The sequence below is a fragment of the Sinorhizobium sp. 6-70 genome (assembly GCF_030124375.1).
Lineage (GTDB): Bacteria > Pseudomonadota > Alphaproteobacteria > Rhizobiales > Rhizobiaceae > Sinorhizobium.
In genome coordinates this window covers 17,061-36,903 of the sequence record NZ_JASKLS010000011.1, presented here as the reverse complement: position 1 = coordinate 36,903, position 19,843 = coordinate 17,061, and the positions used below count along the sequence as shown (strand labels likewise).

General features: G+C 62.3%; 20 protein-coding genes and 1 pseudogene. 10 read left to right on the top strand and 11 right to left on the bottom strand.

Annotation, left to right across the window (positions count from 1 at the left end; all coding sequences use genetic code 11):
• Positions 1–183 precede the first annotated feature (183 nt).
• Positions 184–1,134: an aldo/keto reductase gene (locus QN222_RS20595; RefSeq protein WP_283960671.1), complete on the top strand. Its 951-nt coding sequence runs from the start codon at positions 184–186 to the stop codon at positions 1,132–1,134.
• 84 nt (positions 1,135–1,218) lie between these two features.
• On the opposite strand, the gene QN222_RS20590 is transcribed toward QN222_RS20595, so the two are convergent.
• Positions 1,219–1,848, bottom strand: coding sequence for a hypothetical protein (locus QN222_RS20590; RefSeq protein WP_283960672.1), 630 nt, complete (start codon positions 1,846–1,848; stop codon positions 1,219–1,221).
• Between the two features lie 55 nt (positions 1,849–1,903).
• Positions 1,904–2,673, bottom strand: a pseudogene (locus tag QN222_RS20585) (SDR family oxidoreductase).
• 209 nt (positions 2,674–2,882) lie between these two features.
• On the opposite strand from QN222_RS20585, the gene QN222_RS20580 reads away from it, so the two are divergent.
• The gene (locus tag QN222_RS20580; protein ID WP_283960673.1) at positions 2,883–3,374 is read left to right on the top strand and encodes a ferritin-like domain-containing protein; all 492 of its coding nucleotides are present in this window, start codon (positions 2,883–2,885) and stop codon (positions 3,372–3,374) included.
• A gap of 139 nt (positions 3,375–3,513) precedes the next feature.
• On the opposite strand, the gene QN222_RS20575 is transcribed toward QN222_RS20580, so the two are convergent.
• On the bottom strand, positions 3,514–4,404 hold the full coding sequence (locus tag QN222_RS20575) for a LysR family transcriptional regulator (protein ID WP_283960674.1): 891 nt from the start codon (positions 4,402–4,404) through the stop codon (positions 3,514–3,516).
• A 182-nt stretch (positions 4,405–4,586) separates the two neighbouring features.
• On the opposite strand from QN222_RS20575, the gene QN222_RS20570 reads away from it, so the two are divergent.
• Together QN222_RS20570 and QN222_RS20565 are read left to right on the top strand one after the other, a co-directional pair.
• Complete coding sequence (locus QN222_RS20570) at positions 4,587–5,582, top strand: aldo/keto reductase (RefSeq protein WP_283960675.1); 996 nt, start codon at positions 4,587–4,589, stop codon at positions 5,580–5,582.
• Between the two features lie 225 nt (positions 5,583–5,807).
• Positions 5,808–6,167, top strand: a complete 360-nt coding sequence (locus tag QN222_RS20565) for a nuclear transport factor 2 family protein (protein ID WP_283960676.1) — start codon at positions 5,808–5,810, stop codon at positions 6,165–6,167.
• A 99-nt stretch (positions 6,168–6,266) separates the two neighbouring features.
• Here QN222_RS20565 and pheT read toward each other — a convergent pair whose 3' ends face one another.
• Together pheT and pheS are read right to left on the bottom strand one after the other, a co-directional pair.
• On the bottom strand, positions 6,267–8,693 hold the full coding sequence (gene pheT / locus QN222_RS20560) for a phenylalanine--tRNA ligase subunit beta (RefSeq protein ID WP_283960677.1): 2,427 nt from the start codon (positions 8,691–8,693) through the stop codon (positions 6,267–6,269).
• 35 nt (positions 8,694–8,728) lie between these two features.
• Positions 8,729–9,811: a phenylalanine--tRNA ligase subunit alpha gene (pheS, locus tag QN222_RS20555; protein WP_283960678.1), complete on the bottom strand. Its 1,083-nt coding sequence runs from the start codon at positions 9,809–9,811 to the stop codon at positions 8,729–8,731.
• Between the two features lie 21 nt (positions 9,812–9,832).
• Here pheS and QN222_RS20550 point away from each other — a divergent pair, with 21 nt between their 5' ends.
• Positions 9,833–10,018: a hypothetical protein gene (locus tag QN222_RS20550; RefSeq protein ID WP_284005575.1), complete on the top strand. Its 186-nt coding sequence runs from the start codon at positions 9,833–9,835 to the stop codon at positions 10,016–10,018.
• Here the strand turns inward: QN222_RS20550 and rplT are convergent.
• The 3 genes from rplT to infC all read right to left on the bottom strand — a co-directional run bounded on the left by rplT (position 10,015) and on the right by infC (position 11,474).
• Entirely contained in the window at positions 10,015–10,419 is a 405-nt protein-coding gene (gene rplT, locus QN222_RS20545) for a 50S ribosomal protein L20 (RefSeq protein WP_012710091.1), read from the bottom strand. The two genes, QN222_RS20550 and rplT, sit on opposite strands and share 4 nt — an antisense overlap.
• 39 nt (positions 10,420–10,458) lie before the next feature.
• Positions 10,459–10,662 (bottom strand): 50S ribosomal protein L35, encoded by a 204-nt coding sequence (rpmI, locus tag QN222_RS20540; protein WP_012710090.1) that lies wholly within the window; start codon positions 10,660–10,662, stop codon positions 10,459–10,461.
• A 275-nt stretch (positions 10,663–10,937) separates the two neighbouring features.
• Positions 10,938–11,474 (bottom strand): translation initiation factor IF-3, encoded by a 537-nt coding sequence (gene infC, locus QN222_RS20535; protein WP_180941375.1) that lies wholly within the window; start codon positions 11,472–11,474, stop codon positions 10,938–10,940.
• Positions 11,475–11,694: 220 nt separating this feature from the next.
• Between infC and QN222_RS20530 the strand changes: the two genes are divergently transcribed.
• Both QN222_RS20530 and QN222_RS20525 read left to right on the top strand, forming a co-directional pair.
• A complete protein-coding gene (locus tag QN222_RS20530) occupies positions 11,695–12,504 on the top strand; it encodes an alpha/beta hydrolase (protein WP_283960679.1) in 810 nt (269 codons plus the stop codon).
• Positions 12,505–12,769: 265 nt separating this feature from the next.
• A complete protein-coding gene (locus QN222_RS20525; protein ID WP_283960680.1) occupies positions 12,770–13,390 on the top strand; it encodes a transglutaminase-like cysteine peptidase in 621 nt (206 codons plus the stop codon).
• 293 nt (positions 13,391–13,683) lie between these two features.
• Here the strand turns inward: QN222_RS20525 and mbfA are convergent, their stop codons facing one another.
• From mbfA to efp, 3 genes are all read right to left on the bottom strand, one after another.
• The gene (gene mbfA / locus QN222_RS20520; RefSeq protein WP_283960681.1) at positions 13,684–14,667 is read right to left on the bottom strand and encodes an iron exporter MbfA; all 984 of its coding nucleotides are present in this window, start codon (positions 14,665–14,667) and stop codon (positions 13,684–13,686) included.
• Between the two features lie 213 nt (positions 14,668–14,880).
• The gene (gene cfa1, locus QN222_RS20515) at positions 14,881–16,122 is read right to left on the bottom strand and encodes a cyclopropane-fatty-acyl-phospholipid synthase (RefSeq protein ID WP_283960682.1); all 1,242 of its coding nucleotides are present in this window, start codon (positions 16,120–16,122) and stop codon (positions 14,881–14,883) included.
• Between the two features lie 311 nt (positions 16,123–16,433).
• The gene (gene efp, locus QN222_RS20510; RefSeq protein WP_283960683.1) at positions 16,434–17,003 is read right to left on the bottom strand and encodes an elongation factor P; all 570 of its coding nucleotides are present in this window, start codon (positions 17,001–17,003) and stop codon (positions 16,434–16,436) included.
• 208 nt (positions 17,004–17,211) lie between these two features.
• On the opposite strand from efp, the gene epmA reads away from it, so the two are divergent.
• The 3 genes from epmA (at position 17,212) to QN222_RS20495 (ending at position 19,842) form a co-directional block, all read left to right on the top strand.
• Positions 17,212–18,264 (top strand): EF-P lysine aminoacylase EpmA, encoded by a 1,053-nt coding sequence (gene epmA / locus QN222_RS20505; RefSeq protein WP_283960684.1) that lies wholly within the window; start codon positions 17,212–17,214, stop codon positions 18,262–18,264.
• A complete protein-coding gene (locus QN222_RS20500; protein ID WP_283960685.1) occupies positions 18,261–19,313 on the top strand; it encodes a lysine-2,3-aminomutase-like protein in 1,053 nt (350 codons plus the stop codon). The genes epmA and QN222_RS20500 overlap by 4 nt, the downstream gene beginning before the upstream one ends.
• Positions 19,314–19,410: 97 nt before the next feature.
• Entirely contained in the window at positions 19,411–19,842 is a 432-nt protein-coding gene (locus QN222_RS20495; RefSeq protein WP_283960686.1) for a carboxymuconolactone decarboxylase family protein, read from the top strand.
• The last annotated feature ends 1 nt before the right edge of the window (position 19,843 follow it).

The following is a 19,843-nucleotide window of genomic DNA, read 5'->3' as shown; positions in this document are numbered from 1 at the left end:
GCGTCCTTTGCGCGTTCATTTGAATGCACGGCGCTCTAGCTCCGAGGTACGTACCTAGCAACTATGCGACGCGCAGAAAAACGTCTGCCGGCAGGTGTCATTCTGCGCAGTGGTGGCCTATCTTTCAGCCCGCAATCCTCCCAATCGCAGACTTGTTTTCATCCAACCTTGTGGAGCGAAACCATGGAAAAGCGCAGACTTGGCCGCACCGGCCTCTCGATTGCGCCGCTCGTTTTCGGCGGCAACGTGTTCGGCTGGACAGCGGACGAGAAGACATCCTTCGCCTTGCTCGATGCCTTTTTCGACGCCGGCTTCAACGCCGTCGACACGGCGGACGTCTATTCCTCATGGGTGCCCGGAAACAAGGGCGGAGAATCCGAAACGATCATCGGCAAGTGGCTGAAGCAGTCAGGCCGTGCGCGCGACGAGGCCGTCATCGTCACCAAGGTGGGTTCGGAACTGGGGCCGGACCGCAAGGGCCTTTCGCGGCGCTGGATCATGCAGGCGGTCGAGGATTCGCTGCGCCGTCTGCAGACCGACCACATCGACCTCTACCTGTCGCATTGGCCTGACCCAGAAACGCCTTATGAGGAAACGCTTGCCGCCTATGATGCGCTTCTCGCTCAAGGCAAGATCCGCGCCATCGGCGCATCGAACCTCGATGCCACGCAACTGCGCAACGCCCTCGACGTTTCGGCGGCGGAGGGACTGCCACGCTACGCCGTGCTGCAGCCGGAGTATAATGTCTACGACCGGGCGTCCTATGACGGCCCATTGCGCGAGCTCTGCATCGCCGAGGAAATCGGTGTCATCACCTATTTCAGCCTGGCGAGGGGGTTCCTCTCCGGTAAATACCGTTCGCACATGGACCTCGAGGGCTCGGCGCGTGGCGGCGGCGTCGAAAAATACCTCGACGGGCGCGGCATGCGCATACTCGGCGTCCTGGATGAAATTGCCGAGGAAACCGGGGCGAAACAGGCGGAAGTCGCGCTTGCGTGGATCATCGCCCGCAAAGGCGTGACCGCGCCGATCGCCAGCGCGACCAATCTCGATCAACTGGCGAGCCTCGTGAAGTCTGCCGAACTCAAGCTTTCCGGCGAGGCGATCGGCAGGCTGAACGACGTGAGCGAATAGCGGAAAGCGGACCCAGGCACAGAGGGCGGGGGGGCGGCAACAACGCCCTCGCCCTTGCGAAGAAGGGTTTTGCGGCGGCATGAACTATGAGCCCGCTGCCTTCACGAGCGGTGGAAAGCCGGCATAGTGCTGCGCGTGGCTGCCCTCGTGATTGGCCATGCCCGGCTTCGTCAAAAGCCCACGCGGCTCGGCATAGCTTCGGATGGTGCGGCGCGGCCTCTCGTACCACTGGATGTTGAAGGCCCAGAGTTTTGGAAAGAAGCAGAGCGAGGCATAAGGCAGGTGGTCGTGGATCCACCAGGCCAGGCTCTGCCAGCCGCCGGCCTCACGCTCCCGATCCCAAACCCAGGGAATGACGATGCAGGCGGTTGCGCCCATGCATCCGTCGGCGTCCCGCATGTCCCATATGTGGTCCGCCGCCGTCGCCGCATTGGTGGAGCAATTGAGCTTGTTGGCATTACCGAAGGCGTTGACCGCCCGGTTTCGATAGGCGGAGCGGATGTGGAGGCGACCGAAGGTCGCCTGCAGCGGTTCAAGCAGTTCCTCGCACAACTTCCTCCCCGCCTCGATGGCGAGATCCGGATCGTCCGGAATGTTCGGAATGCGATAAAAGTCGGCAATCTCGGAATGCAGGAAGTCCCGCAGGAAGAAGTTTTGCGAGAGCCTGACGCGGCCAAGGTCCTCGAGCGATTTCATCGATCCGGGTTTCTTCATGCTCCGACCTCCTTTGCGAGACCGCACTGTGACCGTGCGCGCGACGATTGCAAGATCAGGTTCGGTTGATCGAGACGCCGCCATCGACGAACAGCGCCGCTCCGGTGACAAAGCTCGCCGCGTCGGACGCGAGATAGAGCGCGGCTTCAGCGATTTCCTCGGGCCGCGCCAATCGTTTCAGCGCATGCAGGCTCTCGATAAAGCCGCGCGTTTCCGGTGCCGCACCCGGCAGGTTCGCGTGGTTGGACGGCGTATCGGTCCCGCCCGGCAGCAGCGCATTGACGCGCACGCCCCGCGCCCCGAATTCGACCGCCAGCGACTGTGTGAGGCCAACAAGACCGGCCTTGCTCGCCGCATAGGCGGTGGTGCCGGGAAAGCCAGCAGCATGTCCGACGAAACTCGACGTGAAGACGAGCGAGCCACCGCCACGGGCCACCATCGCAGGTATCTGATGCTTGGTTGCAAGGAAAGCGCTCGTTAGGTTCGTGTCGAGCGTCTTCCGCCAGTCCTCGATGGAGAGCGATGGCAGTTCGCCCATCGCGCCCACCGTCCCCGCATTGTTGAAGGCGATATCCAGCCCGCCGAAGCGGCGACCGCCAGATCGACCAGCGCCTCGTTCAGCGCCTCGTCGCGGATGTCGCCGGCGAGGATTGCCGCCTCGCCGCCCGCGTCCTCGATTTCCTGCGCGAGTTGCTTAAGTTCGCGCTCGCGCCGCGCGGTAACGACGAGCTTTGCGCCTTCACAGGCAAAAAGCATGGCGGCGGCGCGGCCGATACCCGAGCTTGCCCCGGTTATGATCGCGATCTTTCCTTCAAGTCTTGGCATCACGGGTTCCTTTCTCGATAGCGACAAAGGAATCCCAGATCCGGCGCCAAGCGGCCACCCGATTCCCGAGGCCGCGAGAAGGCCGTTCCCTCCGGACATTCGAGGTGAGGAGCACGGCTACGCGGCAATTTCGCACGCTCGGAACAAACGCGGTTCGACGGTGTTTCGTTGGCGCTACCGTAAACACGATGCGAAAGGGACGCCGAACTATGGCCAAGGAAAAAAACCTGAACGATCTGTTCCACGATACCCTGAAGGACATCTATTACGCCGAACGAAAGATCCTGAGGGCCTTGCCGAAGATGGCGCGCGGCGCGCAGGCACCGGAACTCAAGGCTGCTTTCGAGAAGCACCGGGAACAGACGGAAACCCATGTCGAGCGGCTGCAGCAGGTGTTCGACATGATCGGCAAGCGCGCACAGGGCAAAACCTGCGAGGCGATCGAAGGCATTATTGCCGAAGGCGAGGAGATCATGGACGAGTTCAAAGGCACTCCTGCACTCGACGCCGGCCTGATCTCCGCCGCGCAGTCGGTCGAGCACTACGAGATCGCTCGCTACGGCACCTTGAAGACCTGGGCGCAAACGATCGGCCTGAAGGACGCCGTATCGCTCCTCGACAAGACGCTGAAGGAAGAATTCGTCACCGACGAGGAACTGACGAAACTCGCCATGGCGCAAGCGAACAAGAAGGCCGCATGATCGTTCGCAGCGGCCGGCACAACTGCATGTTTCCTTAAATCGTAGCCGACTTAAGGATAAAAGCATGCAGCAATTCAAAGCGCTACAGCGTCCTTTGCGCGTCTGATAAGACGCGCGGCGCTGTAGCCGCCGGTCGCCGTCACTCGACGTGCCGGAAGAAATCGATGAAGGCCCGGAGCGCCGGGCGCATCTGACGACGGCTGGGGTAATAAAGATAGGGGCCGGCATAGGGGGCGCACCAATCTTCGAGCACACGCTCCAGTCTGCCGGCAGCGACGTATTCAGCCACCCGCGTTTCGAAGAGGTAAGCGAGGCCGGCCCCGCCAAGCGCCGCCTTGATGATCGGGCGATCCTCGCCGAGGATCAAGGGGCCAGCCACCGAGACGGTTAGCTCCTCCCCCTCCTTCTCGAATTCCCACCGATAGAGCGTGCCATTCGAAAAGCGCCGGCGGATGCAGCGGTGCGCGGCAAGATCGCGCGGGTGCGACGGCCTTCCGTGGCGCTCGAAATAGGACGGCGCGGCGACCACGGCGCTTGTGAGGTCCGGGCCGACTTTCACCGCGATCATGTCGGCTTCCAGGCTCTCGCCGAGCCTGATCCCGGCGTCATAACCCTGTTCGACAATGTCGGTGAAGCCGTCTTCGTTGGCGATCTCCAGAACGATATCGGGAAAGCGATCCAGAAAGGCGCCAAGACGGGGTGCAAGGATGAGATCGGCGGCAAAGCGCGGCGCGGTGATGCGCAGGTTCCCGGCGGCTCGCTCGCGCGCCTCCGCCGCGGCCTCCAGCGCATGGGCGATTTCGTCGAGTGCCGGACGCAGCCGTTCCAGGAGCCGCCGCCCTTCTTCCGTCGGTGCGACGCTGCGCGTGGTGCGGGAGAGCAGTCGCACGCCGAGACTTGCCTCGAGACTGCCGACGGCATGACTGACGGCAGATGGGGCGACACCGAGTTCCTTTGCCGCGCCGCGGAAGCTGCCATGCGCGGCAACGGCGGAGAGGACGGCGAGTTGGGAAAACTGCGTACGGTTCATTGATCGAAATAATAGAACAACCCGTGAGAATTGACAGAGATTTTCTACTGCGAACGGTCGCCCTATCTTTCCCCTCGTTGTCGGAACCCGGCGCGCACGCGACACCCGACGACCATCCTTCGACGCCAGCCTGGCCGCCTCCCGCGCCCGGAAATCGGCGTTTAAGCCTGAAAGGACCTCCCATGAAAACCCGCAAGCTCGGAAATGAACTAACTGTCTCTGCCATCGGCCTTGGCTGCATGGGCATGAGCTTCGCCTATGGCGAGGCGGACGAGCAAGAATCGATCCGGACGCTCCATCGCGCCGTCGAACTCGGCGTGACCTTCTTTGACACGGCCGAAGTTTATGGCCCCTATGAAAACGAAAAACTGCTCGGCAAGGCATTGAAGGACCGGCGCGACCGGGTAACGATCGCGACGAAGTTCGGCTTCCGCATCGAGCCGGGCAAACCGGCGGCCGAAGCGATCAAGGGCGTCGATGGGCGGCCGGAAAACGCTAGAGCCGTCGCCGAAGCCTCGTTGAAGCGGCTTGGGACCGATGTCATCGACCTTTACTACCAGCACCGCGTCGACCCGAATGTGCCGATCGAGGAGACGGTCGGCGCGATGGCGGAGCTCGTGAAGCAGGGCAAGGTACGCGCCCTTGGCCTTTCCGAGGCGAGTGCCGCCACCATTCGCCGCGCCCACGCGGTCCACCCGATCGCGGCGGTGCAGAGCGAGTATTCGCTGTGGTCGCGCGATCCGGAAGAGGAAGTGCTCGCCACCTGCCGCGAACTCGGCATCGGCTTCGTTCCCTACAGTCCGCTGGGGCGCGGCATGCTGACCGGCACGATCGCCAAGATGGATGATCTCGCCGCCGATGATTTCCGCCGATCGCTGCCGCGCTTCCAGGCAGAAAACCTGAGCGCCAACGCGGCCCTGGTCTCGACGCTCGAAACGCTGGCGGCGCAAAAAGGCATCACCACCGCCCAACTCGCGCTCGCCTGGGTCATCAACCAGGGCGATTTCATCGTGCCGATTCCGGGCGCCCGCAGGATCCGGCACCTGGAAGAGAATGCTGCCGCCGCGGATATCGTGCTTTCCGACGCCGAGCTCAGCAAACTCGCTGAGATCCTGTCGCCGGCCCTTGTTGCCGGCAAGCGCTACGCCGAGGCGTCCCTGGCGCTGACGAACCAGTAACACGCATTCGCCTCGCGGACATTCTGGCGCCACCCGGACATTCCGGCATGCGGGAGGGCATCGCATTTCGCCTGCGATGCCCTACTTGTATTGCAGTCGGCCTACTGCACGATTCCTTAAATCGGAATCGATTTAAGGACAAAGTCATGCAGCAATTCAAGGTGCTACAGCGACCTTAGCGCGTCCGGTTGGACGCGCGGCGCTGTAAAAGAGGAGGAATGAGGAATGTCCGAAGAGCAGGCGATCAGCGCAGTGATCCACCTCTATGTCGACGGCATGGCCTTCGCCAACGAGGCGGCGCTGCGCAAGGCCTTCCACCCGAACGCCTCGATCGTCGGCAATTATGATGACGCCGTCGAATGGCTGACCCGCGACGCCTTCATCGCGACGATCCTGAAGGAAGGCTCGGCACCGCCGGAAACACAGCCTCTCATGGACGTGGAGATGATCCACATCACCGGCGACGCGGCGAGCGTGAAGGTCGTCGATGAATTCGCCGGCTCACGCTATACGGATTACCTGTCGCTGCTGAAAATCGACGGACGGTGGCTGATCGTCAACAAGGTCTGGCACGCCCATTCGTAGACCTATCCACAGCAAGCGGTCCATTCGGTGCACTTGCTGCAACCCGCGGGCTGATCCCGATGGAGAAGGCCGCTGCCGGGCAGCGGCCCTCATTTTTCGTCAGGCGCGAAGCACGCCGCCAGTGCTCTTGGCCACATTGGCGATGATCTTCGACGTCAGCGCCTCGAAATCCTCGTCGGTCAGCGTACGTTCCACCGGCTGGATCGTCACCTCGATCGCCACCGACTTCTTGCCTTCGCCAAGCGATGCTCCCTCGAACACGTCGAAGACGTTGACGCCGGTGACCAGCTTGCGGTCGGCACCGGATGCGGCCCGCAGAATCGCTGCCGCCTCGACCGTCTTGTCGACGACGAAGGCGAAATCGCGTTTGACCGCCTGGAAGGGCGACAACTCCAGCGCCGGCTTGGTGCGCGTTGCCTTCTTCTTCGGCTCGGGCATGGCGTCGATATAGATCTCGAAACCACAAAGCGCGCCCGACACGTCGAGTGCATCGAGCGTCTTCGGGTGGAACTCGCCGAAGCTGCCGAGAACGATCTTCGGACCGAGCTTGATCGTGCCGGAACGGCCGGGGTGATACCAGGCCGGACCACCGGCCTCGAACTGGACATTGCCCATCGGCACGCCGCAAGCCTCGAGCACGGCGATGGCATCGGCCTTGGCGTCGAAGACATCGACCGGCTTGCCGCCGCCCTTCGCCGCATTCGACCAGAGCCGGCCAGCGCCGTTCAGCGAAGCGGTACCGCGGCGGACGCCACCGGCGACACGGCGCTGGGCTTCCGGCGTATCCCCTTCATAGGTCCCGGAGACCTCGAAGATCGCGACGTCGCCATAGCCCTTGTCGGCATTGCGCTGCGCAGCGGTCAAGAGCCCCGGCAGCAGCGAAGGCCGCATGTCCGACATGTCGGCGGCGATCGGGTTGGCGAGTTTCAGCGCCGGCGAACCGCCGCCGAAGAGCTTCGCCTGCTCCTCCGAGATGAAGGACCAGGTAACGGCTTCGAGCATGCCGCGGCTTGCGAGCGCGCGCTTGGCCTGGCGCGTGCGGATCTGCAGCGTCGTCAGGATCTTGCCGTTGACGACATTGTGGCTTTCGAGCGGAGCCGCAACGATGTTGTCGACGCCGTGAATGCGCATGACTTCCTCGACGAGATCCGCCTTGCCGTCCACGTCCGGGCGCCAGGAGGGCACGGTGACGCGGAAGCGCTCGCCGGAGCCCTCGACGCCGAAGCCGAGCTTCATCAGGATCGAAACACTCTCTTCCGTGGAAACTTCAAGCCCCGTTAGCCGCTTCACCTCCGAGACCGGGAAGTCGACCACCTTGGGCGCATGCCCCTCATAGCCGACGACATCCAGCTTGGCAGGTGTACCGCCGCACAGTTCCAGCACCAGTTCGGTCGCGCGCTCCAGGCCCGGCACCATGTATTCCGGATCGACGCCGCGCTCAAAACGATAGCGCGCATCGGTGATGATGCCGAGGGTGCGGCCGGTCTTGGCGATGTTCATCGGATCCCAGAGCGCCGATTCGATCAGCACGTCGGTGGTATTCTCGTCGCAGCCGGAATGCTCGCCGCCCATGACGCCGCCGATCGACTCGATCCCGTCTTCGTCCGCAATCACCACATTGGCCGGCGACAGCGTGTATTCGCGCGTATCGAGCGCCAGCACCTTCTCGCCCTCCTTCGCCCGGCGAACCGTGAGGTTGCCGGTGACCTTCGCTGCATCGAAGACGTGCAGCGGCCGACCCTGGTCGAAGGTCAGGTAATTGGTGATGTCGACCAGCGCGTTGATCGGCCGCAGACCGATCGCGTTCAACCGCTGGCGCACCCAGGCCGGGCTCGGGCCATTCTTGACGCCGCGCACGACGCGGAGCGCGAAGCCGGGGCAGAGATGCTTGTCCTCGCCGAGGTCGAGCGTCACCTTAACTGGCGTATTGCCTTCGACCGCGAAGGACGGCGCGGGGCGCGTCTTCAAAGTGCCCAAGCCGGAGGCCGCGAGGTCACGGGCGATGCCGTGAACGCTCGTGCAATCCGGCCGGTTCGGCGTCAGGTTGATCTCGATGACCGGATCGTCGAGACCGGCGTAAGCCGCGTAGCTCGTACCGAGCGGCGCATCCTCCGGCAGATCGATGATGCCGGTGTGGTCGTCGGAGATTTCCAGCTCCTTTTCCGAGCACATCATGCCGCGACTTTCGACGCCGCGGATATTGCCGACCGAGAGCGTGACATCGATGCCGGGCACATAGGTGCCGGGAGCCGCGAAGGCGCCGACAAGACCCTTGCGTGCGTTCGGCGCACCGCAGACGACCTGAACCGGCTGGCCGTTGCCGGTGTCGACCATCAGCACCTTCAGCTTGTCGGCGTTCGGGTGCTGCTCGGCCGAGACGACCTTGGCGATGACGAAGGGCTTGAAGGCCGCCTTGTCATCGACGTCCTCCACTTCCAGCCCGATCATCGTCAGGCGGGCGCAGATTTCCTCGAGCGAGGCGTCGGTTTCCAGATGGTCCTTCAGCCAGGAAAGCGTGAATTTCATGTTTTCACCTGTGTCCCAAAAATATCAGCGCGCGATCAAGCGGAAAGACCGCCGAAGAGCGTCGGCATGTCGAGCGGGCGAAAGCCGTAATGCGTCATCCAGCGTACGTCGGCGTTGAAGAAGTCGCGCAGGTCCGGCATGCCGTATTTCAGCATGGCGATGCGGTCGAGGCCCATGCCCCAGGCAAAGCCCTGGTACTCGTCCGGATCGAGACCGCCGGCGCGCAGCACGTTCGGATGGACCATGCCGCAACCGAGGATTTCCATCCAGTCGGTGCCTTCCCCGAACTTGACGATCGGCCCGGAACGGTCGCACTGGATGTCGACCTCGAAGGACGGCTCGGTGAAGGGGAAGAAGGACGGGCGGAAACGCATCGTCACCTGATCCACCTCGAAGAACGCCTTGCAGAATTCTTCGAGCACCCAACGCATGTTGGCGACATTCGCCGTCCTGTCGATCACCAGGCCCTCGACCTGGTGGAACATCGGCGAGTGGGTGGCATCCGAGTCCTGCCGATAGGTCTTGCCGGGGATGATGATGCGGATCGGCGGCTTCTGCGCTTCCATCGTGCGAATTTGCACCGGCGAGGTGTGCGTGCGCAGCACCTTGCGCTCGCCCTTCTCGTCCGGCTGGAAGAAGAAGGTGTCGTGCATCTCGCGGGCCGGATGGCCTTCCGGGAAGTTCAGCGCCGTGAAGTTGTAGTAATCCGTCTCGATATCCGGCCCTTCGGCAATCGAGAAGCCCATGTCGCCGAAGATCGCGGTGATCTCGTCGACGATCTGGCTGATCGGATGGATACGGCCACGCTCGGCCGGCGAGGAGCGGACCGGCAGGCTGATGTCCACCGTTTCGCGCGCCAGCCGCTCGGCGATTGCGGCATCCTTGAGCGCCAGCTTCCGGGCGGAGATCGCATCCGTCACGGTGTTCTTCAGCGCATTGATCTGGGCGCCGCGCGTCTGGCGCTCCTCCGGCGACATCGTGCCGAGCGTCTTCAAGAGTTCGGAAATGGAGCCCTTCTTGCCGAGCGCACCGACGCGCACCGCCTCGATCGCTCCCTCGTCGCCGGCGGCATCGATATCCGCCAGCAATGTTCGTTCCAATGTTTCCAGTTCACTCATCCGTGCAGCCTCGATGCGGGAATGTCGGTTCTTACCGATTCAAATCTTCAAGAATGTGATCGCGTCGCGCCGGGACGTGGACGAGATCTGTCACTGCCGTCGGCGCGCTTCTTTTTTGACGCGCCGAATAGAAAAACCCGCGCCAGCCCTGCCAGCGCGGGTTTCCCAACAAATTTCAAGAACGGTTTTGGGAAAACGCTGGCTTAACGGACAGCGCTTTCAAACTCGTTTGCCGTGCCGGCTTCCTTGAGATAGGCGAGCGCCTTCTTGGAAGCTTCGACGAGAGCGCCGAATGCTGCCGGCTCATGGATCGCCATGTCGGACAGAACCTTGCGGTCGACTTCGATACCGGCCTTGTTGAGGCCGTCGATGAAGCGACCGTAGGTCAGGCCGAATTCACGGACAGCAGCATTGATGCGCTGGATCCAGAGAGCGCGGAAGTTGCGCTTGTTAACCTTGCGGTCGCGGTAGGCGTACTGCTTCGAACGGTCCACCGCTGCCTTGGCGGCGCGAATGGTGTTCTTGCGGCGGCCGTAGAAACCCTTGGCGGCCTTGAGCGTCTTCTTGTGCTTGGCGTGGGCGGTCACACCGCGTTTTACACGTGCCATGTCATGATCTCCTTAACGTGTCCAATATGCCTGAAAGTCTTAGAGACCGTTCGGCAGGTAGTTCTTGACGACCTTCTTGCCATCGGGCTCGGCGAGAACCATGGTTCCACGCGCGTCGCGGATGAACTTATTGGTACGTTTGATCATGCCGTGACGCTTGCCAGCGGCGGCAGCACGAACCTTGCCGGTGGCGGTGACTTTGAACCGCTTCTTGGCAGACGATTTCGTCTTCATCTTGGGCATTTTGCTACTCCATTGTTCTTAATAGTGCGAAACAGGCAGACGAGGCCTATTTCCAGCGTTAAGAACGGCCACGGCATGCCCTGCCGGACCGTTCGGACGGGGGCTTATACCCGCACGTCTTGAAAAACGCAAGCGGGGAGACAAAGGAGCCGGCCGCGACCCGAAGCACCGTCGCTTCGCTCGGCAACCAACGCCGCCGGCGCGATGCTCATCCAACAAAAAGCCGCCTCAAGCGGCGGCTTCCCGTCATATTCACCATGCGTGGGCGTGCCCGGTCACTTCGGCGCCAGCACCATCATCATCTGGCGGCCTTCGAGCTTCGGCTCGGCTTCCACCTTGGCGATCGCCTGGGTGTCGTCCTTCACCTGAAGCAGAAGCTTCATGCCGAGTTCCTGGTGAGCCATTTCGCGACCGCGGAACTTCAGCGTCACCTTGACCTTGTCGCCTTCCTCGAAGAAGCGGTTCATCGCCTTCATCTTCACCTCGTAATCGTGGGTGTCGATGTTCGGACGCATCTTGATCTCTTTGATCTCGACGATCTTCTGCTTCTTGCGCGCTTCGGCGGCCTTCTTCTGGTTGGCGTATTTCAGCTTGCCCAGATCGAGAATCTTGCACACCGGCGGTTCTGAGTTCGGTGCGATCTCTACCAGATCAAGACCGGCTTCGTCCGCCATGCGGAGCGCCTGGTCGATCGGAACGACGCCGATATTCTGGCCTTCGGCATCGATAAGCTGAACCCGGGGGACCCGGATTTCCTTGTTTGAGCGCGGCCCCTCTTTAACTGGGGCGTCCGCTTTGAACGGTCTGCGAATGGTCGTACTCTCCTCGAGCTATTTACGTATATTTGGTCTGCTTGAACGGTCAGCGCGATCTCAAACGAAGCGCTTGAAACTGTCACTGACGGCAATGTGTGAATTGCGGCGCCAGAGTCAATAGCATGGCTCGCAAGGAAAATCACCCTCTGTCGAAGCATAGGCGAATCTGTTTTAGAAGGAACTTGCCGCCGGCCGCCGTCTTTCAAGAGGATCTCCGATGTCAACAGCATCAGCCGAAACTGAAATCACGCGGATCGAGGTGGGCAGCGGCGCGGCCGCGCGCTCGATCGCCATGCGGATCTTTCGCACGGACGCGGGCTCGAAGCGCCCCACCCTCATGTGGCTCGGCGGCTATCGCTCCGACATGACCGGCACGAAGGCCGTCGAGGTCGAGCACTATGCCCGCGCGGCCGGAACCGATTGCATCCGTTTCGACTATTCCGGTCACGGCTCCTCCGGCGGCGACTTCCGGGACGGCACGATCTCGCGCTGGATCGAGGAAAGCCTTGCCGTCATCGATCACGCCGCGCCGGCCTCGCGCCTGATCCTCGTCGGCTCCTCGATGGGCGGCTGGGTCGCGTTGCGGCTCATTCAGGAGCTCAAACGGGGAGGCGAGACGCACCGCGTCGCAGGACTCGTGCTGATCGCCCCCGCTCCGGACTTCACCGCGGAGCTGATCGAACCCAATCTCACGAGAGCCGAGAAAACCTCGCTTGCCGAACGCGGCTATTTCGAGGAGCCGTCGCAGTACAGTCCCGAGCCCAACATCTTCACCCGTGCTCTGATCGATGACGGCCGCGCCAATCGCGTGCTTTCGGGCCCGGTCGAAACGGGCTGTCCGGTCCATATCCTCCAGGGCATGCGCGATCCCGATGTGCCCTATACCCATGCACTGAAGCTGATGGAGCACATGCCCGCGGACGATGTCGTGATGACCCTCATTCGCGACGGCGACCATCGGCTCTCGCGCGACGAGGATATTGCCAAATTGAAACAGGCGATCGGCGCGATGCTGACGCAAGCCTGACGACCACGCCGCCAGCCTTCTTTTCATTGCGCGCCGTGCAACGCTGTTGCGGCGCAAGCGTTATTGCCGCCAATTCTCGGCGTTTTTAACCATAAAGGCTGATCCGCGAATCAGAAGATTGACTCCAACGATCTAACAATATTAACTCTTTGTTAACGATTAGAGCAGCGCTCGGGGGAAATCCTACAGAAGCTGTCGTCAACTCAGGATTGCGCGGATAGGTCCGGACAGGAAGAACCGGTACGCCGCGTTGCAGGGGATCTGTATGGCGTCTTGGACAGGGGTTAAGGCAAGCATTGCGGCTTTCTGCGCAGTTTTCATTTCAGCAAACACGGCAATACCCGCCCAGGCGGGGCCCTCTCCATGGATGCAGACCGGCTCGGTAACCTCCCAGCCGATCGGGCATTACGAGTTTTGCCAGAAGTATCGCGGTGAGTGCGGTGCGCGGTCCAAGACCACCGTCGCGCCGCGTGTTACCGACCGTGGCTGGGCCGTCATCCGCCAGGTCAATGCCCAGGTCAACCGCGAGTTCACGCCCGTAACCGACCAGCAGGTTTTCGGCAGGGACGAAGTCTGGTCCTATCCGACTACCACCGGAGATTGCGAAGACTTCGCGCTCGAAAAACGCCGCCGGCTGATGAAGCGAGGCTTTTCTGCCAGTCAGTTGCTAATGACTGTCGTGCGCAAGCCTGATGGCGAGGGCCATGCGGTCCTAACCGTCCGCACCGCGCAGGGCGACTTTATCCTCGACAACCTCGAGAACAGGGTGAAGCTCTGGACCCAAACACCCTATCGCTATCTCAAGCGCCAGGCCTCCTACAACAGCGGCCGCTGGGTGACCATCGACAACGGCGGGGAGATCGTCGTCGGCTCGGTCGGCAACTGACCAAGGTAGCGGCGAGTTATCAAAAAAAGGGCCCGGTCTGAGGCCCTTTTTTCATGCCGGTTTTCGCTGCATGTCGTTATCCCGCTGCGCACTTTTTGGGCGACATGCATGTGCTTTTTTCGATGCATGTCGTCATCCCAAAACCGCTGCGCACTTTTTGGGCGACATGCGTGTGCCTTTTTCGATGCATGTCGTCATCCCAAAACCGCTGCGCACTTTTGGGCGACATGCATGTGCCTTTTTCGATGCATGTCGTTATCCCAAAACCGCTGCGCACTTTTGGGCGACATGCATCAGGCATTGCCGATCAGGACGCCGGCGGCGAGCACCAGACTGCCGCCAAGGACGACTTGGAAGGCTGCCCTGAGGAATGGCGTTTCCATGTAGCGGTTCTGGATGAAGGCGATCGCCCAAAGTTCGAAGAAGACGATTGCCGCCGCCGTCGCCGTCGCCGTCCAGAAGTGCGGGATCAGATAAGGCAGCGCGTGGCCGAGCCCCCCGAGCGCCGTCATGATGCCCGACGCAAGTCCGCGCTTGATCGGTGAGCCGCGTCCGGAAAGCTTGCCGTCGTCATGGGCGGCCTCGGTGAAACCCATCGAAATGCCGGCGCCGACCGAGGCCGAAAGGCCGACGAGAAAGGTCTGCCACGTGTCCTGGGTTGCGAAGGCGGCGGCAAAGATCGGCGCCAGCGTCGAGACCGATCCGTCCATCAGGCCGGCAAGGCCCGGCTGTACGTAAGTAAGGATGAACTGCCGGCGCGACGTCTGCTCTTCCTCAGCGCGCACGTCTTCAGGCGTATGCTTCTCGCCCAGCCGGCGGGCGAGCGATTCATGCGACTTTTCGGCAATCGCCAGGTCGCCGAGCAACTTCCGCGTCGCCGCATCCTGTGTACGTGCGGCCGCCTCAACATAGAAACGGTGGGCCGCCTCCTCCATCGCCTCCGCTTCTTCGCGCGCTTTTTCGATCGGCATCTCGGCGATCAGCCAATCGGGCTTGCGCTCCGGGAAGTCGCGCACATGCTCGCGCCGGATCAGCGGGATGCGGTTGCCGAAACGGGCGACATGCAGGTCGATCAGTGCCTGGCGATGATGGCTTTCCTCTTCCGCCATATCCTCGAATACCTTGGCGGAATGCGGATATTTTTCGCGCAGCGCATCCGCATAGGCGAGATAGATGCGGCCGTCGTCCTCCTCGGAAGAGATCGCCAGCGCGAGGATTTCCTGCTCGCTTAAAGAAAGAAACGGGCGCTTGAAACGGGAGAAAAGGCGAAAAAACATCGACAAGAACCTTTTTAGAATGATTCTAAAAATAGGAAGCGTTGCGACGGGCGTCAAGTCTGCGGGTTGGCGGCAAATAGCGATACAGTGCGCCGCCCCGCGACCTTCTCCCCGCACGCGCGCAGAAGGAACCGTGCGGGGCGCTCAAATCCCCTCTCCCCGCTTGCGGGGAGAGGGCCAGGATGAGGGGGAAGTTGAGGGGAAAATGATGGCTCAGATCGAGAGGCTGAGCGCCTTTTCCTGCTCGATATAAGCGCGCTGCTGGTCCGTGATGTAGTCGCGCACGATCGGGGCTGCGTCGCGCGAGCGCGACAACTGCATGTGGAAGACAAGCTGGCTGCCGGTGCGGAACATCATCTCCGCACTGATCAGGTAGAACTCCCACATCCTGGCGAAGCGCTCGTCGTACATCGCGATCACCTTGTCGCGGTTTTCCTCGAAGCGCTTGCCCCAGTGTGCCAGCGTCGTCGCATAGTGCACCCGCAGGAATTCGAGATCAGTCACCCACAGGCTGTTCTGCTCAACGACAGAGAAGACCTCCGACAGTGCCGGCGAATAGGCGCCGGGGAAGATGTACTTGCGCAGCCACGAACTCGCCATACCGGGCGGGCTCATGTGTCCGATCGAGTGCAGCACGGCGAGCCCGTCATCAGGCATCAAAGCATTCAGCTTCTTGAAGAACTCGTCGTAGTGGTGAACGCCGACATGCTCGAACATACCGACCGAGACGATGCGGTCGAAGGGACCCTGAACGTCGCGGTAATCCTTCAGCTCGAAACGCACGCGGTCGGCCATGCCTGCCTTGCGGGCCCGCTCGGAAGCGAGCGCCTGTTGCTCCTTCGAAAGCGTCACCCCCAAGACCTCGACATTCTCGAGCGCCGCTAGGTAGAGCGCCAGATCGCCCCAGCCGCAGCCGATATCGAGCACACGCATCCCCGGCTTCAGGCAGAGCTTCGCGGCGAGCAGCCTCAGCTTGTTGCGCTGCGCCGCCTCCAGCGTCTCGTCGGGCGCGCGGAAATAGGCGCAGGAATAGAGCATGTTCTCGTCGAGGAAGAGCTTGTAGAAATCATTGCCGAGATCGTAGTGATGCGCGACGTTCTGCTGCGCCTTGCCCTTCGGGTTTGCCTGCTGGCGCTTGCGGAAGCGCATCTTGACCGCGCGCAACAGCTTCTGGATCGGATAGGAACCGAGCGAGAGCCGGTTGATCGAGAACAGCTGGAGGAAATCCCGGAGCGTCGAGCCTTCCTCGAAGCGCATCGTGCCATCCATATAGGCCTCGCCGGCGGCAAGCTCGGCGTTGAAGACGAGGCTGCGATAAAGCCGCTTGTCCGTCAGCCGCATCGTCACGTGTGGCCCGGGCTCGCCGGAGAAGACGTGGCGTTTGCCATCGGCATCGATCACCGTCAGGCGACCCTTGCGAATGAAGGACTTCATCATATGCGACAGTGGGAACATGCAATGCCTCTCTCTCGAAAACGGCGGCATCCTAGCACCCGGCTCGGAAATTGCTCCCCTGATTTTCGTATGTGGTTCCGGTCGGCAATGAAAGGAGCAGCAGGTGCTCACCTGCCACCCCGACGATCGCACGGATTGCTGCCAGACCTGACGCTCGCGCGGCCCCTCATTCCGCTGCCGCGACCTTCTCCCCGCTCGCGGGGAGAAGGCGCAAACCGTGCCGGCGTCAGTCCCCTCTCCCCGTCGTGACGGGGAGAGGGTTAGGGTGAGGGGCAAAAGCACGGACTGGGCTTCTACCCCCTGAGCGCAACTCAGTCCTTGGCGCGCTCGACGTAGGAGCCGTCTTCCGTCGCGATGACGACGCGGGTGCCGGCCTGGATGTGCGGCGGCACCGAGGTGCGAACGCCGTTCGAAAGCAGGGCCGGCTTGTAGGAGGACGACGCGGTCTGGCCCTTGACCACCGGCTCGGTCTCGGTGATCTCGAGGATGACGTGGCGCGGCAGGTCGATGGCGATCGCAACGCCTTCGTGGATCGACAGCATCACCGCCATGCCTTCCTGGAGATAGGCCTTCTGGTCGCCGATGTCGTCGGACGACATGACGAGCTGATCATAGGATTCCGGGTTCATGAAGTGGAACCCTTCGCCGTCCTCGTAGAGGAACGTGTGTTCGCGGTCTTCGACGAAAGCGCGCTCGACCTGCTCGGTCGTGCGGTAGCGCTCCGAAACCTTTACACCGTCGGAAATGCGGCGCATGTCGACCTGCGTGACCGGCGTGCCCTTGCCCGGGTGGAAGTTCTGTGCGGTAAGCACGACATAGAGCTTGCCGTCGACGTCGAGCACGTTGCCCTTGCGGACAGAAGAGGCGATGACCTTGACCATTAGTCTTCCTTGTAACAGAGGTATGCGCGACACCTCGGACCGGGAAACCCGGCCCTGAAGGACGCGAAAACTAGGATTTCGCGCCGCAACTACCCTAATTTCGCGCAAATAGCCAGCCTGCGCCGGCATTCACGCGAAGAAACTGGCACGCGAAGAAACTGGCACGCGAAGAAACTTGGCAGGCGAAGAAAGTTTGGACCGACCGATCATGCCGCATGCTTCTCCCTGGTGGACACCGGATGTCCATGCCGACCGGCGCCCGTTTCTCATCGGACGCAACCGGATCCAATCGGCCTTGCGGCGGTTCTTCGACGAGCGCGATTTCGTCGAGGTCGATACGGCCAGCCTGCAGGTGTCGCCGGGCAACGAGGCACACCTGCATGCCTTTGCAACGCAAGCGCTCGGCCACGACGGCTCCGCCCAGCCGCTTTATCTCCATACCTCGCCGGAATTCGCCTGCAAGAAACTGCTGGCGGCCGGCGAAACGCGGATCGCCTGTTTTGCCCATGTCTACCGCAACCGGGAGCGCGGGCCGCTGCACCATCCCGAATTCACCATGCTCGAATGGTATCGCGCCGGCGAGAGCTACGAGGCGCTGATGCGCGACTGTGGCGAAATGCTCGCGCTCGCCGCCGAGACGACGGGCATCCGATCCCTCACCTATCAGGGCAGAAGCACGGACCCGTTTATCGAACCCGAGCGGCTTTCCCTGGCCGAAGCCTTCGAGCGCTTTGCAGGCATCGACCTGCTCGCCTCGATCGCCGAGGACGGCGCGACGGATCGCGACCAGTTGGCGGCGGCCATGAGAGTTTCCGGCTTGCGCGTCGCCGACGATGACACCTGGGCTGATCTCTTCAGCCGCGTGCTCGTGGAAAAGGTCGAACCCAATCTCGGTTTCGGTCGGCCGACGGTCCTCGACGAATACCCGGTCGCCGAGGCGGCGCTCGCCAGGCCGACGGCACGGGACCGCCGTGTCGCCGAGCGTTTCGAGCTCTATGCCTGCGGCGTCGAGCTTGCCAATGCCTTCGGCGAACTGACGGATGCCGCAGAACAGCGCCGCCGCTTCGAACTCGAAATGGCGGAGAAGGCGCGCGTCTATGGCGAAACCTATCCGCTCGACGAAGACTTCCTGTCGGCTCTCGCGATCATGCCCGAGGCGAGCGGCATCGCTCTCGGCTTCGATCGGCTGGTGATGCTGGCGACGGGCGCTTCGCGCATCGATCAGGTGCTTTGGGCGCCGGTCGCGGAGGCGGGCGCATGACGGCACAACGCTCCATCAGAACCGCGCGCGAGCTTGTCGATACCGGCCTCATCGCACCGGCGGACGAACAGGCCATATCGCATGTTGCATCGCGCTATGCGGTTTCGATCAGCCCGGCCGTTGCGGATCTCATCGACCGCCAGGACAAGGACGACCCCATCGCCCGGCAGTTCGTGCCGGACGCAGCCGAGCTGACGCTCACGCCGGAAGAGCGCGCCGATCCGATCGGCGACGGTTCGCACAGCCCGGTTAGCGGGATCGTTCACCGCTATCCCGACCGCGTGCTGCTCAAGGCGGTGCATGTGTGCCCGGTCTATTGCCGCTTCTGTTTCCGTCGCGAAATGGTCGGGCCGCAGGGGCTCGGCACCTTGACGCCTGCCGAGCTCGACGCCGCGGTCGCTTACATTGCAGACCATTCCGAGATCTGGGAGGTGATCCTGACCGGCGGCGATCCGCTGGTGCTTTCACCCCGTCGGCTCGGCGAAATCATGGAGCGACTCGGCGCGATCGACCATGTCAGGATCGTCCGCTTCCACACACGCGTGCCCGTCGTCGAGCCGGAGCGCGTCGACGCCGATCTCGTCGCGGCATTGAAGGCGAGCGGCAAGGCGACTTATGTGGCGCTGCATGCCAACCACCCGCGCGAGCTGACGCCCGAGGCGCGCGCCGCTTCGGCCCGCCTCATCGACGCGGGCATCGTCATGGTAAGCCAGTCGGTGCTGCTCAAGGGCATCAACGACGATGCGGCCGTGCTTGCGGACCTGATGCGCGCCTTCGTCGAAACGCGGATCAAGCCCTATTATCTGCATCACCCCGATCTTGCCCCCGGCACCGGCCATTTCCGGCTGTCGATCGAGGAGGGGCAGAAACTCGTCGCCGCGCTTCGCGGCCGTGTTTCCGGTCTCTGCCAGCCGACCTACATCCTCGACATCCCCGGCGGCCACGGCAAGGCCGTCGTCAGCGCGAGCACGATCGCTGCGGAAGGGGGTGGCTGCTATACCGTCACCGATTTCCGCGGAAACGAGCACGCCTATCCGCCCAAGGGATGACTTGCGGAAAAACATTCCGAACCCGCGTCACAGGCGTCCATGGTCAATCGTCAACTGATCGAAAGCATCAATTGACCCCCAGCGATGGAGACAGACCATGACCGATATCAAAGCCGTGCGCTACGAACAGGAAATCCCGGATGTGCTCGACGCCCTTGCCGACGTGCACAACAAGATGGACAGCCACGGCCTCGACCGGACGATCCACCACCTCGTCCAGCTTCGTGCCTCACAGATCAACCGTTGCGGCTTCTGTGTGAAGATGCATACGAAAGAAGCCCGTGCCGACGGCGAGACGAGCGAACGGCTCGACCGCATCATCGTCTGGGATCAGGTCGGCGATTTCTCCGAGCGCGAAAAGGCCGCCCTCGCCTGGACCGAGGCCTTGACGGAACTCGAGCCCCGGACGGATTTCGCAAGCCTGCGTGCGCGGCTTCGCGCGCACTTCAGCGACAACGAGATCAGCGTCATCACTTCGACCGTCGCGATGATCAACCTTTGGAACCGCATCCAGATTTCGAGGCACTGAC

Bases quoted from the DNA above. Each gene is read 5' to 3' on its own strand.
- pheT (WP_283960677.1), bottom strand. From the start codon at position 8,693: ATGAAATTCACGCTTTCCTGGCTGAAGGACCATCTGGAAACCGACGCC.
- QN222_RS20550 (WP_284005575.1), top strand. From the start codon at position 9,833: ATGTCGGTTCTTACCGATTCAAATCTTCAAGAATGTGATCGCGTCGCG.
- pheS (WP_283960678.1), bottom strand. From the start codon at position 9,811: ATGAGTGAACTGGAAACATTGGAACGAACATTGCTGGCGGATATCGAT.
- QN222_RS20575 (WP_283960674.1), bottom strand. From the start codon at position 4,404: ATGAACCGTACGCAGTTTTCCCAACTCGCCGTCCTCTCCGCCGTTGCC.
- QN222_RS20570 (WP_283960675.1), top strand. From the start codon at position 4,587: ATGAAAACCCGCAAGCTCGGAAATGAACTAACTGTCTCTGCCATCGGC.
- QN222_RS20590 (WP_283960672.1), bottom strand. From the start codon at position 1,848: ATGAAGAAACCCGGATCGATGAAATCGCTCGAGGACCTTGGCCGCGTC.
- cfa1 (WP_283960682.1), bottom strand. From the start codon at position 16,122: ATGTTCCCACTGTCGCATATGATGAAGTCCTTCATTCGCAAGGGTCGC.
- mbfA (WP_283960681.1), bottom strand. From the start codon at position 14,667: ATGTTTTTTCGCCTTTTCTCCCGTTTCAAGCGCCCGTTTCTTTCTTTA.
- QN222_RS20580 (WP_283960673.1), top strand. From the start codon at position 2,883: ATGGCCAAGGAAAAAAACCTGAACGATCTGTTCCACGATACCCTGAAG.
- rpmI (WP_012710090.1), bottom strand. From the start codon at position 10,662: ATGCCCAAGATGAAGACGAAATCGTCTGCCAAGAAGCGGTTCAAAGTC.
- epmA (WP_283960684.1), top strand. From the start codon at position 17,212: ATGCCGCATGCTTCTCCCTGGTGGACACCGGATGTCCATGCCGACCGG.
- QN222_RS20525 (WP_283960680.1), top strand. From the start codon at position 12,770: ATGGCGTCTTGGACAGGGGTTAAGGCAAGCATTGCGGCTTTCTGCGCA.
- efp (WP_283960683.1), bottom strand. From the start codon at position 17,003: ATGGTCAAGGTCATCGCCTCTTCTGTCCGCAAGGGCAACGTGCTCGAC.
- QN222_RS20565 (WP_283960676.1), top strand. From the start codon at position 5,808: ATGTCCGAAGAGCAGGCGATCAGCGCAGTGATCCACCTCTATGTCGAC.
- QN222_RS20530 (WP_283960679.1), top strand. From the start codon at position 11,695: ATGTCAACAGCATCAGCCGAAACTGAAATCACGCGGATCGAGGTGGGC.
- rplT (WP_012710091.1), bottom strand. From the start codon at position 10,419: ATGGCACGTGTAAAACGCGGTGTGACCGCCCACGCCAAGCACAAGAAG.
- QN222_RS20495 (WP_283960686.1), top strand. From the start codon at position 19,411: ATGACCGATATCAAAGCCGTGCGCTACGAACAGGAAATCCCGGATGTG.
- QN222_RS20500 (WP_283960685.1), top strand. From the start codon at position 18,261: ATGACGGCACAACGCTCCATCAGAACCGCGCGCGAGCTTGTCGATACC.
- QN222_RS20595 (WP_283960671.1), top strand. From the start codon at position 184: ATGGAAAAGCGCAGACTTGGCCGCACCGGCCTCTCGATTGCGCCGCTC.